Source organism: Acidovorax sp. 1608163 (assembly GCF_003669015.1).
Classification (GTDB): domain Bacteria; phylum Pseudomonadota; class Gammaproteobacteria; order Burkholderiales; family Burkholderiaceae_C; genus Acidovorax.
In genome coordinates, this window is the sequence record NZ_CP033069.1 from 1,844,606 (window position 1) to 1,859,242 (window position 14,637).

A 14,637-nucleotide genomic window follows, 5' to 3' on the forward strand; every position below is an offset into this window, starting at 1 on the left:
AAACCTGCCTTGACTACCGATACCCTCGTTCTGCTGGCCGCACTGGCCCTGGTGTTCATCGCGCTCGCGCTGCTGGCGCTGCGCCGCCCCCGTGTGGATTTGCCGCCCGAATGGCTGGCCCGCCTGCAGACGCTGGAGCGCACCACCCAGGCCACCCAACTGGCCGTGGCCAAGAACGATGGGGCGCTGGACGGCATGGGCCAGCAGCTGCGCGGCTTTACGCAAACCACGCAGACCACGCTGGAGGGGCTGCGCCACGCGGTCGATGAGCGTTTGACGCAAGCGGTGGCTGAATCGCGCAACGGCCGTGCCGAACTGCTGGCCGCCTTTGGCGTGTTTGAAGCGCGGCTGGAGCAGCGCCTCATGGCCCTGGACGCGGCCACGCGCCTCACGCTCGATGCGCTCAAGAGCGACACCCAGTCGCAGCTGGGGGTGATGTCGCAGGCCCTCAAAGACCAGCTCGAAGCCAACAGCTTTCAGATCAAGAACCAGTTTGCGGTGCTGCAAGATGCCGTGTCGCAGCAGCTCACCGGGCTGGTGCAGGGCAGCCAGCACAACGCCGAGCAACTGCGCACCGCGCTCAACGAGCGCCTGGCCGCCATCCAGGCCGACAACGCCACCAAGCTCGAAGAAATGCGCCGCACGGTGGATGAAAAGCTCCACGCCACGCTGGAGCAGCGCCTGGGCGAATCCTTCAAGCTGGTGAGCGACCGGCTCGAGCAAGTGCACAAGGGCCTGGGCGAGATGCAGACCCTGGCGGGCAGCGTGGGCGACTTGAAGCGTGTGATGACCAACGTGAAGTCGCGCGGCACCTGGGGCGAAATGCAGCTGGGCGCCATCATCGACAACGTGCTGACACCCGAGCAGTTCGCCCGCAACGTCAAGACCGTGCCGGGCAGCGACGAGCTGGTGGAATTTGCCATCCGCCTGCCGGGCAAGAGCGACGAGCACCCGGTGTGGCTGCCCATCGACTCCAAATACCCGGTGGAGCAATACCAGCGCCTGATGGACGCGCAGGACGCGGCCGACAAGGCCGCCATCCTGTCCGCAGGCAATGCGTTTGAAACGTCCATCAAGCTCGAAGCCAAGAAGATCTTCACCAAATACGTCTCGCCCCCGCACACCACCGACTTTGCCGTGCTGTACCTGCCCACCGAAGGCCTGTTTGCTGAGGTGATGCGCCGCCCCGGCCTGGTCGAAGCGGTGCAGAACGAGTGCCGCGTGATGATCACCGGCCCGGCCAACTTGGCCGCCATGCTCAACAGCCTGCAGATGGGCTTCAAGACGCTGGCGATTGAAAAGCGCTCGTCCGAGGTCTGGAGCCTGTTGGGCATGGTCAAGACCGAGTTCGCCAAGTTTGGCGACGTGGTCGAGGCCACCAAAAAGTCCATTGACGCCGCCGCCAAGAAGTTTGACGAGGTAGGTGTGCGCACCCGTGCCATCCAGCGCAAGCTGCGCGATGTGCAGGACCTGCCTGCGCCAGAGGACGATGCCGCCGCGCCCGGCGGGGGGAATGGCGCCTTGCCCGGCGCCAATGCATCGCTGCTGGGCCTGGAGGACGACACCCCATGAACATGGCGCTGGCCCGGTTGATTGCCGGGCAAATCTTTTTGCACGCCTGCATGACGGGCATGCGCATGGCCACGCCGCTGCTGGCCCTGCGCGAGGGCTACAGCGCCGCCGCCGTGGGGGTGCTGCTGGCGCTGTTTGCTCTCACCCAGGTGTTTCTGGCGCTGCCCGCAGGGCGCTACGCTGACCGGCACGGCCTCAAGCGCCCTGTGGGCATTGCGGTGGCCATGGCCTGTGTGGGGGCCGGGGCGTCGCTGGTCTACCCGGTGTTTGCGGTGATGTGCTTTTCGGCCCTGCTCACGGGCGGGGCCACGGGCCTGGCCATCATTGCGCTGCAACGCCATGTGGGCCGTGCCGCGCACGACACCACCCAGCTGCGCCAGGTGTTCAGCTGGCTGGCCATCGGGCCTGCGGTGTCCAACTTCATCGGGCCGTTTTTTGCGGGGCTGATGATTGACCACGCAGGCAGTGCTGCGGGCAGCACCGAGGGCTACCGCGCCGCATTTGCGCTGCTGGCCCTGTTGCCGCTTGCCACCTGGTTCTGGGTGCGCCACACCGAAGAGCTGCCGCCCGTGATCGCCGCTGAGGGGGGCCGCCCCGGGGCTCGTGGGATCTGCTCAACGAACCCGCCTTTCGCCGCCTCATCATCGTGAACTGGGTGCTTTCGTCGTGCTGGGACGTGCACACCTTCGTCGTGCCACTCATCGGGCACGAGCGGGGGCTGTCTGCCTCGGTCATCGGCTCCATCCTGGGCGCATTTGCCGTGGCTGCGGCCGTGGTGCGGCTGCTGCTGCCGCTGGTGGCCAAGCATGTGCGCGAGCATGCCGTGGTGGCCGGTGCCATGGTGATCACGGCGGTGCTGTTTGGGGTGTACCCGCTGCTGGCGTCGGCCCTGGCCATGGGTGTGTGCTCGGTGCTGCTGGGCTTCACCCTCGGGTCGGTGCAGCCCATGGTGATGAGCCTGCTGCACCAGATCACGCCCGAGCACCGCCATGGCGAGGCCCTGGGCCTGCGGCTCATGGCCATCAACGCCTCCAGCGTGCTCATGCCCATGCTGTTTGGCACGGCCGGGGCCGTCATCGGCGTGGCGGGTGTGTTCTGGGTGGTGGGCGCCACGGTGGGGGCCTGCGCGCGCACCGCCTGGCGCATGAACACCGATGCGGGTGCAGCCCACGGCGGCACCCAGGGGCCACACGCATGAGCGAGGCCGGTGTGAGTGCGTCCGCAGGCGCGCCCGATAGCCTGGTGCACACCTGGCACAGCTTATTGGGCGGGGCCGGTGTGCCGGAGACGGAGTGGGCGCTCGTCAGCGCGCTGGCCCTGGGGCTGGCGCTGCTGCTGGACTGGCGCTTTGGCGAGCCACCCTTGCCCCTGCACCCCGTGGTGTGGATGGGGCGCTACCTGGGCTGGGCCGGGCGCCGCGTCGCCCCGCTGACCACGGCAGACCCACCGCCCCATGTGCAAAAGCGCCGCTCCTTCTGGCTGGGCGCGCTGGCCTGGTGCGTGGGGGCGGGCGGGGCAGGGGCGCTGGCCTGGTGGCTGCAAAGCCACTTGCAGCAAGGCCCTTGGTGGCTGGCTGCGCCGGTGCTGGCCGTGCTGCTCAAGCCGCTGCTGGCGTGGCGCATGCTGCGCGATGAAGTCATGGCGGTAGAGCGGGCACTGGCCCGCTCGCTGCCCGAGGGGCGTGAGCAACTGGCCCGCCTGGTCAGCCGCGACGTGAGCCAGCTCACGCCCAGCGAGGTGCGCGAATCGGCCATCGAATCGCTGGCCGAAAACCTCAACGATTCGGTGGTGGCGCCGGTGTTCTGGTTTGTGCTGCTGGGCCTGCCGGGCGCGGCCATCTACCGCTTTGCCAACACGGCCGATGCCATGTGGGGCTACCCCGGCAGCCGGGGCGCCCGCTACTGGCAATGGGCGGGCAAGTGGGCCGCGCGGGCCGACGATGTGCTGTCGTGGCTGCCCGCGCGCATCACTGCACTGCTGCTGGCTGCGCTGCACGGCGGCCTGCCCGCCCGCCTGCTGGCGCAAGAGGCCCGCAAAACCCCATCGCCCAACAGCGGCTGGCCCATGGCCGCCATGGCCCTGGCGCTGGGCGTGCGGCTGGCCAAGCCCGGCGTGTACACCTTGCACCCTGACGGGCACGAGCCCGGCCCGCTGGACACACACCGGGCTGCGGGTTATGCACAAAAAGTGGTTCTAGCGCTTGTTCCAACAGCGGTAGCAGCTCTTTTTTTTATAGCAATTGCCGGGGGCTGAAGCATGCAGCAACCCTTGCCAATCCCGCAGCCCCTGCCGGGCGACAACGCAGCCGATGGCCCCCACCACCCGGTGGGCGTGCATGGCGGCCCGGATGCGCTGGGCGTGCCCACGCACGATTTTTCAACCAACAGCAACGCTTGCGGCCCATGCCCTGAGGCGCTGGCTTGTGTGCAGCAGGCCGACCCCACCCGCTACCCCGACCCGGCCTACACCGCGCTGCGCGCCGCGCTGGCGGCGCTGCACGGCGTGGCACCTGGGCGCATCGTGGTGGCGGGCAGCGCGTCTGAATTCATTCACCGCATCACCACCTGGGCGCGGCTGCAAGGCGCGGCGCAGGTGCTGCTGCCCCCGCACAGCTATGGCGACTATGCCCAGGCCGCCCAGGCCCATGGGTTGGCAGTGCGGCGGCGCGGGGCAGGGGGCGTGGATGGCGCTCATGATGCTCATGATGCGTTCACCACCTTGCACTGGGCCTGCGAACCCGCCAGCCCGCTGGGCACGGTCGATGCCGTACTGGCCGCGTGGCATGCAGACCCGACACTGAAAACTCCCGGCAGCCTGCGCGTGCTGGACTGCGCCTACCGCCCTTTGGTGCTGGAGCCTGCAGGCCCCGCCCCCGCACTCCCCGCATCGGCCTGGCAGCTGTGGTCACCCAACAAAGCCCTGGGCCTGACGGGCGTGCGCGCCGCCTACGCCGTGGCCCCTGCGGGGGCCGAGGGCACGGTGCTGGCGCTGCAAGCCCTGGCCTCGTCCTGGCCCGTGGGCGCACATGGCGTGGCATTGCTTCACGCCTGGGCCACGCCCGCCGTGCAGCAATGGGTGGCAGCCTGCCTGCCCACCTTGCGGCAGTGGAAGGTGCGCCAGCAGGCCCTGTGCGCTGCGCTGGGCTGGGCCGTGGCACCGGGCAGTTTGGCCAACTACTTCTGCGCGCAACCGCACACTGCCACGTTGCAGAGCGACCTGGCGATGCTGCGTGCCAGCGGCATCAAGCTGCGCGACACCACATCGTTCGGCCTGCCGGGCTGCGTGCGCCTGGGGGTGCTGGCGCCCGCCGCGCAAGATGCGCTGCGGGCCGCATGGCAGGCCGTCTTGGGCCCTGCGGGCCGTACCATCCCGCATTCCATCGGTTCCAGGGAGGCCTTGTGAGAACCATCACTGTCAATCGCTATGTCACGCCACTGCGCGAAGGTGGCTCCATGCCCGCCATCGTCGAGGGCGATGACCTGGGCACCTACGTGCTCAAGTTTCGCGGCGCAGGGCAGGGCGTGCGCGCACTGCTGGCCGAGATGATCGCGGGCGGCATCGCCCGCGCCCTGGGCCTGCCCGTGCCAGAGATCGTGCTGGCCCAGCTCGACCCAGCCTTGGCACAGACCGAGCCCGACCCGGAGATCCAGGACCTGGTGCGTGCCAGCGGCGGCCTGAACGTGGGGCTGGACTATCTTTCGGGCGCGCTCAATTTTGACCCGGCGGTGGATGCGGTGTCGGATGACTTTGCCTCGCGCCTCGTGTGGTTCGACGCGCTGGTCGGCAATGTGGACCGCACCGCGCGCAACACCAATCTGCTGATGTGGCACCGCCAGCCCTGGCTCATCGACCATGGCGCCGCGCTGACTTTTCACCATGCGTGGAACGGAACGGTGGCGCAGCCCGCCAAACCCTTTGCGCCCATTGCCGACCATGTGCTGCTGGCCCGGGCCACGCTCCTCACGCAGGTGGATGCCGAGCTGGCTGCCCGCCTCACGCCGGCGGTGGTGGCAAGCATCCTGGCCGAGGTGCCCGGCGAGTTCTTGTTGCTGGCCGGCGCCGACCATGAAGAAGGCTTGCTGACGGCTGCCGCCACCCACCGCCAGGCCTATGTAGACTACTTCTGCGCCCGCCTGGCCGGGCGCACCACCTGGGTGAATGCGTTGAAGGAGGCCATTCATGCACGCGCCTGAGGTGTATGACTACGCCATCGTGCGCGTGGTGCCGCGTGTGGAGCGCGAAGAGTTCATCAACGCGGGCGTGATCCTGTCGTGCCAGCGCACCGGCTTTCTGCAGGCCGCCATTGCGCTCGATGAAGCGCGCCTGCTGGCCATGGACCCGCACGCCGACATCGACGCCGTGCGCCGCCACCTGTCCGCCATCGTGGCCGTCTGTGCGGGCGACGAAGGCTGCGGCCCCATTGCCCGCCTGCCGTACCGCCAGCGCTTTCACTGGCTCACCGCTAAACGCAGCGCCATCATCCAGACCTCGCCCGTGCACACCGGCCGCTGCACGGATGCAGCGGCTGCACTCGACCACATCATGGACCGCATGGTCCGCCCACTGCCTTGACTTCCACCACCTCTTCCAAACTGGCCCGCTGCGTGATGGTGCTGGGCACCACCAGCGGCGCCGGCAAAAGCTGGCTCACCACCGCGCTGTGCCGCTACTACAGCAACCTGGGCCTCAAGGTCGCGCCCTTCAAGGCGCAGAACATGAGCAACAACGCACGTGTGGTGAGCAGCGCCACCGGGCAAGGAGAAATCGGCTCTGCCCAATACTTCCAGGCCCTGGCTGCCCGCGCCGAGCCCGAGGTGCGCATGAACCCGCTGCTGCTCAAGCCCGAGGCCGACACCCACAGCCAGGTCGTGCTGATGGGGCAGGTGAGCGCCGAGCTCACGGCCTTGCCCTGGCGCGGCCGCAGCGCCCTGGTGTGGCCGCACATTGCGGCCGCGCTCGATGCGCTGCGGGCCGAGAACGATGTGGTCGTCATCGAAGGCGCTGGCTCGCCCGCCGAGATCAACCTGCATGCCAACGACATCGTCAACATGCGCGTGGCGCGGCATGTGGGTGCCGCCTGCCTGCTGGTGACCGACATTGACCGGGGCGGCGCCTTTGCCCACCTGTACGGCACCTGGGCGCTGCTGCCCGAGGACGAGCGCGCACTGATCCACGGCTTTGTGCTCAACAAGTTTCGCGGCGACGCCAGCCTGCTGGCCCCGGCCCCGCAAATGCTGCAAGACCTGACCGGCGTGCCCACCGTGGCCACCATCCCCATGAACTGGCGCCATGGCCTGCCCGAGGAAGACGGCGTGTTTGACGACCGCACCCTGGCCGCAGGCACGGTGCACACCACCGTGGCCGTGGTGGCCTACCCGCGCATCAGCAACCTGGACGAGTTCCAGCCCCTGAAAAACGTGCCCGGCGTGCGCCTGCTGTGGGCGCGCAGCCCCGCAGACCTGGGCGGCTTGAAGCCCACCGACTGGGTGGTGTTGCCCGGCTCCAAGGCCACAGCGGCCGATCTGGCCTGGCTGCGCGCGCAGGGGCTGGACCAGGCCATTGCCCAGCATGCAGGGCAGGGCGGCACGGTGCTGGGGGTGTGCGGTGGCCTGCAGATGCTGGGCGAGGCGCTGATCGACACCGCAGGCATTGATGGCAATGCCCCCGGCCTGGGCCTGCTGCCCTTGGTCACCACCTTTGAGATCGCCAAAACCGTGCAGCGCACCCAGGCGCAATTTGGTGCGGTACAGGGGCCTTGGTCTGCGCTGGCTGGGGTGGCTGTGCAGGGATACGAAATCCACCACGGCCAGACGGCCCAGCACCCTGCCATGGCCGCCAAAGGCGACGTGGCGCGCGAGGTGATCCCTGGCATGTGCTGGCAAAACGCGCAGGGCAACGTGCTGGGCCTGTACCTGCACGGCCTGCTGGAAGACCCTGCCGCCTTGCAAGCCCTGTTTGGCCGCGAGGGCGCAGCCCCCGTGCCCACGCTGGACGCCGTGTTTGACGGCCTGGCCGCCATGGCCGAGGCGCACTTTGCCCCGGGCTTCTTGCGAGGTCTCGTTGCGTAGCCCGACTGATCCCCGCATTCGTTGACATCCGTGCTTGCGTGGGGGCGCTGCCCAGCGCAGCATCGGCCCCTTGTTTTTGAACTGACAGCATTGCCGCACACCATGACGAGCTTCACCCTACCCACGATCTCCGACCTTCACGACACCGCCCTCACGGCCCGCCTGCAGCATGTGCTGGACCACAAGACCAAGCCGCTGGGCTCGCTGGGCCAGTTGGAAGCACTGGCCCTGCGCATCGGCCAGGTGCTGGGCACAGAGGCGCCTGTGCTGCAGCAGCCGCAGATGCTGGTGTGCGCGGGTGACCACGGCTTTGCGGCCAAAGGCGTCTCGGCCTTCCCCAGCGACGTGACCTGGCAGATGGTCGAGAACTTTCTGGCCGGGGGCGCAGCCGTGAGCGTGCTGGCCCGCCAGCACGGCCTGGGCCTCACCGTGGTGGACTGTGGCGTGGCCAAAGACATTGCCCCGCGCGATTCCGCCCCCGGCCAGCCCCGCCTGCTGCTGCGCAAGGTTGCCCCCGGCACGCAAGACGCATCCGTGGGCCCCGCCATGACCGAAGCCCAGTGCCAGCAGGCCCTGGCGAATGGCGTCGAGGTGGTGCGCAGCCTGCCCGGCAATGCGCTGCTGCTGGGTGAAATGGGCATTGGCAACACCTCGGTCGCATCACTGCTGCTGGCCCGCCTGGGCGGCCTGCCGCTGGCCGATTGCGTGGGCGCAGGCACGGGGCTGGATGCTGCCGGCATCGAGCGCAAGCGCGCCGTGCTGCAGCAGGCCTTGGATGTGAACGCCACCGCCACCACGCCCCTGGCCGCCTTGGCCGCCCTGGGCGGCTTTGAAGTGGCCACCCTCACCGGCGCGGTGCTGCAGGCCGCCGCCGAGCGCCGCGTCATCGTGGTCGATGGCTTCATCACCAGCGCGGCCGTGCTGGTGGCCAGCCGCATTGCGCCAGCGGTGCTGCAGCGCTGCGTGTTTGCCCATCGCTCGGGCGAGCGCGGCCACAGCTTGATGCTGGCGCAAATGCAGGCCGAGCCTTTGCTGGAGCTGGGCCTGCGCCTGGGCGAAGGCTCGGGCGCCGCCCTGGCCTGGCCCCTGCTGCCATCGGCCTGCGCCGTGCTGCGCGAGATGGCGAGCTTTGAATCTGCCGGGGTGGATGGGCAGGTGACGTGAGTGGCGTGTGGTGCTGGATTTTGATGATTTTGGCCTGTAGCGCTTATCTAATAAGCGCTGGAAGCTATTGAAATGATAGTAAAAGAGAAGATTGGCAAGGCGGTTGGGCGCAGCCAGGGCGGTGCGTGCCGCCCGCTGTGCCGCGCCGATGCTGTGTGGGGCGGGCCATGAACATTCGCCGTTGTGCCGCCATCGCTTTGGCCGCGTGGATCGGCGCGGTCGGCGTGCTGTGGGGCGCGGGCGAATGGCTGAGCCAGCCCGCTGCCCGGGCCATTGGCGCGGCCCCTGCAGACTTTGCGGCGCAGGCGGTGCGCATCCCCATCCCCGCGTCTGCGGGCCAGTTTGTGTCGGGGTGGTTCAAGCCCGGGCAGCCCCAAGGGGGCGCGGTGCTGCTGCTGCACGGCGTGCGCGCAGACCGCACCCAGATGCTGGCGCGGGCGCGCTTCCTGGCCGCTGCGGGCTACACCACGCTGCTGATTGACTTGCCAGCCCATGGCGAGAGCAGTGGCGACCACATCACCTTTGGCGCCCGCGAGGGCGAGGGGGTGAAAGCCGCGCTGGCGTTTTTGCGAGCCCAGGTGCCGGGTGCGCGGGTTGCGGTCATCGGGGCATCGCTGGGAGCGGCCTCCACCGTGCTCGCGCTGCCCCAGCCCGAGCCGGATGCGCTGGTGCTGGAGTCGATGTTTCCTACTATTGACGATGCGGTTGGCAACCGGCTGGTGGGCACGCTGGGGCCTGCGGGGCGTTACCTTGCCCCGTTGCTGCTGTGGCAATTGCCGTTGCGCCTGGGTGTGCACACTGCGGATCTGCGCCCCGTGGAGCGGCTGGCGCAATGGCATGCGCCTGTGCTCATCGCTTCGGGCTCCGAAGACCGCCACACGCCCTGGCATGAGACCGAACGCCTGTTTGCTGCCGCGCAGGCGCCCAAGGCGCTGTGGAAGGTGGAGGGCGCTGCGCATGTGGATTTGCATGCCTTTGCGCCCGCTCAGTACCAGCAGCGGGTGCTGGCATTTTTGGCCGTGCACTTGCGTGGGGCACCGCCTGGGCCCTGAGCAGGGGCCGCCGTAGCGCTTCCTTTGAACAGGTTCTTAGACGGATTCGCTTTCTTTTCATCACAACCTATACCGTTCGGGCGGAGCCCTTCGACATCCTCAGGACAGGCCTGTCGAAGCCTTGTGCGGCGCTTCGACAGGCTCAGCCCGAACGGTTTTCTATTTTTTGAACGCATTGCGCGCCATGAGGCCGTTCTCGCAGGCTTGCTGGCGGTGCGGGCCAAATGGGGGCAATGGGTGCCAGAACAGGCACTCCCCGTTGAGGTGCATTTTGTATACAAAACGGTGCAAACATTGTGTGCAAAGCTGGCATGGCGCTTGCGTACTGCGTTGGCATGCAAGCCCACACCTCTGCACCCGCCCCCTCTTTGGCCACCTCGGCTGCTGCTCCTGCCGCCATTGAGGTCGTCGCGCTGACCAAGCGCTACGCCAGCGGCAAGCCCGCCGTGGATGCCATCAACCTGCGCATTGCCAGCGGCAGCTACTGCTGCCTGCTGGGGCCTTCGGGCTGCGGCAAGAGCACCACGCTGCGTATGATTGCCGGGCACGAGTCAGTGACCAGTGGCGACATATTGCTGGAGAACCGCAACATCACTGACTTGCCCGCCGCCGCACGCGGCACGGCCATGATGTTCCAGAGCTTTGCGCTGTTCCCGCACCTCTCGGCCCTGGACAACGTGGCCTTCAGTTTGAAGATGAAGGGCGTGGCCAAGGCCGAACGCCAGGCCAAGGCGCGCGACCTGCTGGAGCGCGTGGCCCTGGGGCACCTGGCCGAGCGCAAGCCCGCAGAACTCTCCGGCGGGCAGCAGCAGCGTGTGGCGCTGGCGCGTGCGCTCATCACCCAGCCGCGTGTCTTGCTGCTGGACGAACCTTTGTCGGCGCTCGACCCTTTCCTGCGCATCCAGATGCGCGCTGAGCTGCGCCGCTGGCAAAAAGAGCTGGGCCTGACTTTTATCCATGTGACCCACAGCCAGGAAGAGGCTATGGCCCTGGCCGACACCATGGTGGTGATGAACCACGGCGTGATCGAGCAGGTGGGCAGCCCGCACGAGGTCTATAACCGGCCCGCCAGCGAATTCGTGGCGCGCTTCATGGGCGGGCACAACGTGATCGACACGCCCGAAGGCAAGGTGGGCGTGCGCACCGACCACCTGCAGATTGCCCCCGCCAGTGCCGAATTGCCCTGGGGTGCCCAGCGCATGCAGGCCGTGGTGACCGACGTGGAGTACCAGGGCACCTATGTGCTGGTGGGCCTGCAAAAGCACGGCGCAGTTCTGTCGGCCAACGCCACGGCGGCGTATTCGGTGATGGTGTCCGAGGCCGCCTTTGCTGCGCAGCCCTACCAAGTGGGGCAGGGCGTGCAATTGCACTGGACGCCTGACCAGGCGCACCCGCTGTCCGTGCCCGCTCCCGCAGTGGCCGTCGCCGCCTGACCGCGCCGCCGCTTTACCTCTTTTTCCACCCGTCCCCTTCCGCAACCCAAGGAGTTTTCCCATGTCCGATGCTTCCCGTGCTGATTCCCCTGTTGTTGTCTCCGATGCCACTGGAGTGGCTCGCCGCTCGTTGCTCAAGGGCACGGCGGGCATCCTGGCCGCTGGCATGTTCCCGGCCGTGCATTCGCAAGAGAAGATCGTGCTGCGCTACCTGGGCACGGCGGTGAACCAGGACAAGGCGATTGCCGAGAAGTTCAAGGCCGACACCGGCATCGAGATCCAGTACGTGGCCGTGACCACCGACGACGTGACCAAGCGCGCCGTCACCGCGCCCAACAGCTTTGACCTGATCGACACCGAGTACTTCTCGCTGAAAAAGATCGTACCCACGGGCAACCTGAAGGGCATCGATACCAAGCGCATCAAGAACGCCGACAAGATCACCACGCTGTTCACTACCGGCCAGGTGGCCGGCAAAGCCGTGGGCGACCAGGGCACCGCACCCAAGAAGGTGATCTACCTGGAAGGTGAAAAGTCCAAGAAGTTCGCGACTGCGCCCACGCAGTTCATGAGCCTGATCCCCACCGTGTACAACGCCGACACGCTGGGCATCCGCCCCGACCTGATCAAGCGCCCCATCAACTCGTGGGCCGAGCTGCTCAACCCCGAGTTCAAGGGCAAGACCGCGATCCTGAACATCCCCTCCATCGGCATCATGGACGCCGCCATGGTGGTCGAGGCCATGGGCATCTACAAGTACCCCGACAAGGGCAACATGACCAAGAAGGAGATCGATCTCACGATCAAGACCCTGATCGAAGCCAAGAAGCAGGGCCAGTTCCGCGCGCTGTGGAAGGACTTCAACGAGTCGGTCAACCTCATGGCATCGGGCGAAGTGGTGATCCAGTCGATGTGGAGCCCGGCTGTGACGGCCGTGCGCACCAAGGGCATCGCCTGCAACTTCCAGCCCCTGAAGGAAGGCTATCGCGCCTGGGCCGCCGGCTTTGGCCTGCCCGCCACGCTGAGCGGCCGCAAGCTCGATGGCGCGTACGAGTTCATCAACTGGTTCCTGGACGGCTGGGCCGGTGCCTACCTGAACCGCCAGGGCTACTACAGCGCCGTGCTGGAAACTGCCAAGTCCAAGATGGAAGCCTACGAGTGGGCCTACTGGATGGAAGGCAAGCCCGCCACGCAAGACATCAAGAGCCCCAATGGCGATGTGCTGGCCAAGGCCGGTGCGGTGCGCGACGGCGGCAGTTATGAGTCGCGCATGGGTGGCATCGCTTGCTGGAATGCGTTGATGGACGAAAACAACTACATGGTGCAGAAGTGGAATGAATTCGTCGCGGCGTAGAGAGTGCACCCCCTGAGGCGCTTCGCGCCTTCCCCCTCTCTCATATTGCTTCGCAATCTGGGAGGGGGACGCCCCCGGTGCGGCGGGGCAGCCCTTGCACGGGGGCACTGGTCTTGGGCAGCGTCAGTCTCAAGAGCAAGCGCCGAACGGTAGACCTTTGAATTCATTGATTGCAAACACCATGAGCACGACCACACAGTCCTTACCTGCTGCAGCTGTCCCCGGCCGCAGCATTGCCGCCTGGTGGCAGGCTGCGCCGTTCACGCTGGTGTTCGCGCTGTTTTTCCTGATTCCGCTGGCGCTGATCGTGATGGTCAGCTTCTGGGACTTCAACGAGTACGAGCTGCTGCCAGGCTTCACGTTCAAGAACTACATCTCGATCTTTGCGGGCTGTGGCGATGCGTCAGACGGCCTGTGTGTCACGCTCAAGACGTATTACTCCACGCTCAAGTTCAGTTTTCTGGTGTGGCTGATCACACTGGTGATCGGCTTCACCGTGGCCTATTTTCTGGCCTTCCATGTGCGCTCTTCGGGCATGCAGACCCTGCTGTTCGTGCTGTGCACCATCCCGTTCTGGACATCGAACGTGATCCGCATGATCTCGTGGGTGCCGCTGCTCGGGCGCAATGGGCTGGTCAACCAGACGCTGATGGGCATGAACCTGATCGAGACGCCCGTGGAGTGGCTGCTGTTCTCGGACTTCTCGGTGGTGCTGGCCTTTGTGCACCTGTACACCATGTTCATGATCGTGCCCATCTTCAACAGCATGATGCGCATCGACCGCAGCCTCATCGAGGCGGCCAGCGACAGTGGCGCGAGTGGCTGGCAGACGCTGTGGAACGTGATCGTGCCGCTCTCGCGCACCGGCATCATCATCGGCTCGATCTTTGTGATCACCATCGTCATGGGCGACTTCGTCACCATCGGCGTGATGGGCGGGCAGCAGATCGCATCGATTGGCAAGATCATCCAGGTGCAGACGTCGTACCTGCAGTTCCCGCTGGCAGCGGCCAATGCCGTGATTTTGCTGGCCGTGGTACTGATGATCATCTGGGGCCTCACGCGCCTCGTCGACATTCGCAAGGAGCTGTGAGATGAAAGTCCGTGAATCTCGCCCCGCCAGCTTCTGGCCCCTGGCCATCGTGTTCAGTCTGTTCGTGCTGTTCATGTACGGGCCCATGTTCGTCATCTTCATCCTGAGCTTCCAGGGCCCCGAGGGTGGGCTCACTTTCCCCATGCGCGGTGTGTCGCTGCACTGGTTTGCCAAGCTGGCCGAAGGGCTGGGCGTGGTGGACATCGGCGCGGCGCTGTGGCGGTCCCTCGGCCTGGGCGTGGCGGTGATGCTGTGCACGGTGGTGCTGTCGGTGCTGGCCGGGCTGGCGTTTCGCAAGCGGCTGGCGGGCGGCAACACGCTGTTCTTCATCGTCGTGGCCAGCCTCATCATGCCGTCCATCATCGTCTCGCTGGGCATCGGGCTGGAGTTCCGGCTCATCGACAACGGCATCAAGGCCGCGCTGGAATGGCTGGGCATGGAGAGTGCGCTGGAGGGCTATGGCACCTCGCTGGGCCTGTTCACCTCGGCCCTGGGGGCGCATCTGACGTGGACGCTGCCGTTCGGCCTGCTGATCATGTTCGCGGTGTTCAACCGCTTCAACCCTGCGTACGAAGAGGCCGCACGCGACCTGGGCTCCACGCCTTGGCAGGGCTTTGCCCATGTGGTGCTGCCGCTGATTGCGCCCTCGGTCGTGGGCATTGGCATGTTCGGCTTCACGCTCAGCTGGGACGAGATCGCCCGCACCTCGCAGGCCATTGGCGATGTGAACACGCTGCCGCTGGAGCTGCAGGGCCTGACCAGCACGGTGACCACGCCATCGATCTACGCGTTGGGCACGCTGACCACGGTGGTGTCGTTCGTCGTCATGGGCATCACGCTGGCGCTGGTGTGGGCCTTGGGTCGCCGGGGCCAGGGCCGCCCGGGTTAAAAACGGCAGGCT

Annotated in this window: 12 protein-coding genes and 1 pseudogene; all 13 read left to right on the forward strand. The window is 66.8% G+C overall.

What is annotated here, in order from left to right; translation table 11 throughout:
* The first annotated feature begins 9 nt into the window (after positions 1-9).
* The 13 genes and pseudogenes from rmuC (at position 10) to EAG14_RS08370 (ending at position 14,625) form a co-directional block, all read left to right on the forward strand.
* Positions 10-1,572 (forward strand): DNA recombination protein RmuC, encoded by a 1,563-nt coding sequence (rmuC, locus tag EAG14_RS08310; RefSeq protein WP_121728573.1) that lies wholly within the window; start codon positions 10-12, stop codon positions 1,570-1,572.
* Positions 1,569-2,770, forward strand: a pseudogene (locus tag EAG14_RS08315) (MFS transporter). Before rmuC ends, EAG14_RS08315 begins: the two are co-directional and overlap by 4 nt.
* Complete coding sequence (gene cbiB / locus EAG14_RS08320; RefSeq protein ID WP_099741422.1) at positions 2,767-3,825, forward strand: adenosylcobinamide-phosphate synthase CbiB; 1,059 nt, start codon at positions 2,767-2,769, stop codon at positions 3,823-3,825. Before EAG14_RS08315 ends, cbiB begins: the two are co-directional and overlap by 4 nt.
* 3 nt (positions 3,826-3,828) lie before the next feature.
* Positions 3,829-4,974 carry an aminotransferase class I/II-fold pyridoxal phosphate-dependent enzyme gene (locus EAG14_RS08325; RefSeq protein ID WP_121728574.1) on the forward strand — a complete coding sequence of 382 codons (1,146 nt, stop codon included), beginning with the start codon at positions 3,829-3,831 and terminating at the stop codon, positions 4,972-4,974.
* Positions 4,971-5,765 carry a HipA family kinase gene (locus EAG14_RS08330; protein ID WP_121728575.1) on the forward strand — a complete coding sequence of 265 codons (795 nt, stop codon included), beginning with the start codon at positions 4,971-4,973 and terminating at the stop codon, positions 5,763-5,765. The genes EAG14_RS08325 and EAG14_RS08330 overlap by 4 nt, the downstream gene beginning before the upstream one ends.
* Positions 5,752-6,144 carry a DUF3037 domain-containing protein gene (locus tag EAG14_RS08335; protein WP_121728576.1) on the forward strand — a complete coding sequence of 131 codons (393 nt, stop codon included), beginning with the start codon at positions 5,752-5,754 and terminating at the stop codon, positions 6,142-6,144. The genes EAG14_RS08330 and EAG14_RS08335 overlap by 14 nt, the downstream gene beginning before the upstream one ends.
* 35 nt (positions 6,145-6,179) lie before the next feature.
* Entirely contained in the window at positions 6,180-7,640 is a 1,461-nt protein-coding gene (locus tag EAG14_RS08340; RefSeq protein ID WP_121730367.1) for a cobyric acid synthase, read from the forward strand.
* A gap of 102 nt (positions 7,641-7,742) precedes the next feature.
* Complete coding sequence (gene cobT / locus EAG14_RS08345; RefSeq protein ID WP_121730368.1) at positions 7,743-8,804, forward strand: nicotinate-nucleotide--dimethylbenzimidazole phosphoribosyltransferase; 1,062 nt, start codon at positions 7,743-7,745, stop codon at positions 8,802-8,804.
* A 167-nt stretch (positions 8,805-8,971) separates the two neighbouring features.
* Positions 8,972-9,856 (forward strand): alpha/beta hydrolase, encoded by an 885-nt coding sequence (locus tag EAG14_RS08350; RefSeq protein WP_121728577.1) that lies wholly within the window; start codon positions 8,972-8,974, stop codon positions 9,854-9,856.
* 335 nt (positions 9,857-10,191) lie between these two features.
* On the forward strand, positions 10,192-11,289 hold the full coding sequence (locus EAG14_RS08355) for an ABC transporter ATP-binding protein (RefSeq protein WP_121730369.1): 1,098 nt from the start codon (positions 10,192-10,194) through the stop codon (positions 11,287-11,289).
* 61 nt (positions 11,290-11,350) lie between these two features.
* Complete coding sequence (locus EAG14_RS08360; RefSeq protein WP_116747419.1) at positions 11,351-12,643, forward strand: PotD/PotF family extracellular solute-binding protein; 1,293 nt, start codon at positions 11,351-11,353, stop codon at positions 12,641-12,643.
* Positions 12,644-12,824: 181 nt separating this feature from the next.
* Entirely contained in the window at positions 12,825-13,736 is a 912-nt protein-coding gene (locus tag EAG14_RS08365) for an ABC transporter permease (protein ID WP_121730370.1), read from the forward strand.
* A 1-nt stretch (position 13,737) separates the two neighbouring features.
* The gene (locus EAG14_RS08370) at positions 13,738-14,625 is read left to right on the forward strand and encodes an ABC transporter permease (RefSeq protein ID WP_121728578.1); all 888 of its coding nucleotides are present in this window, start codon (positions 13,738-13,740) and stop codon (positions 14,623-14,625) included.
* The last annotated feature ends 12 nt before the right edge of the window (positions 14,626-14,637 follow it).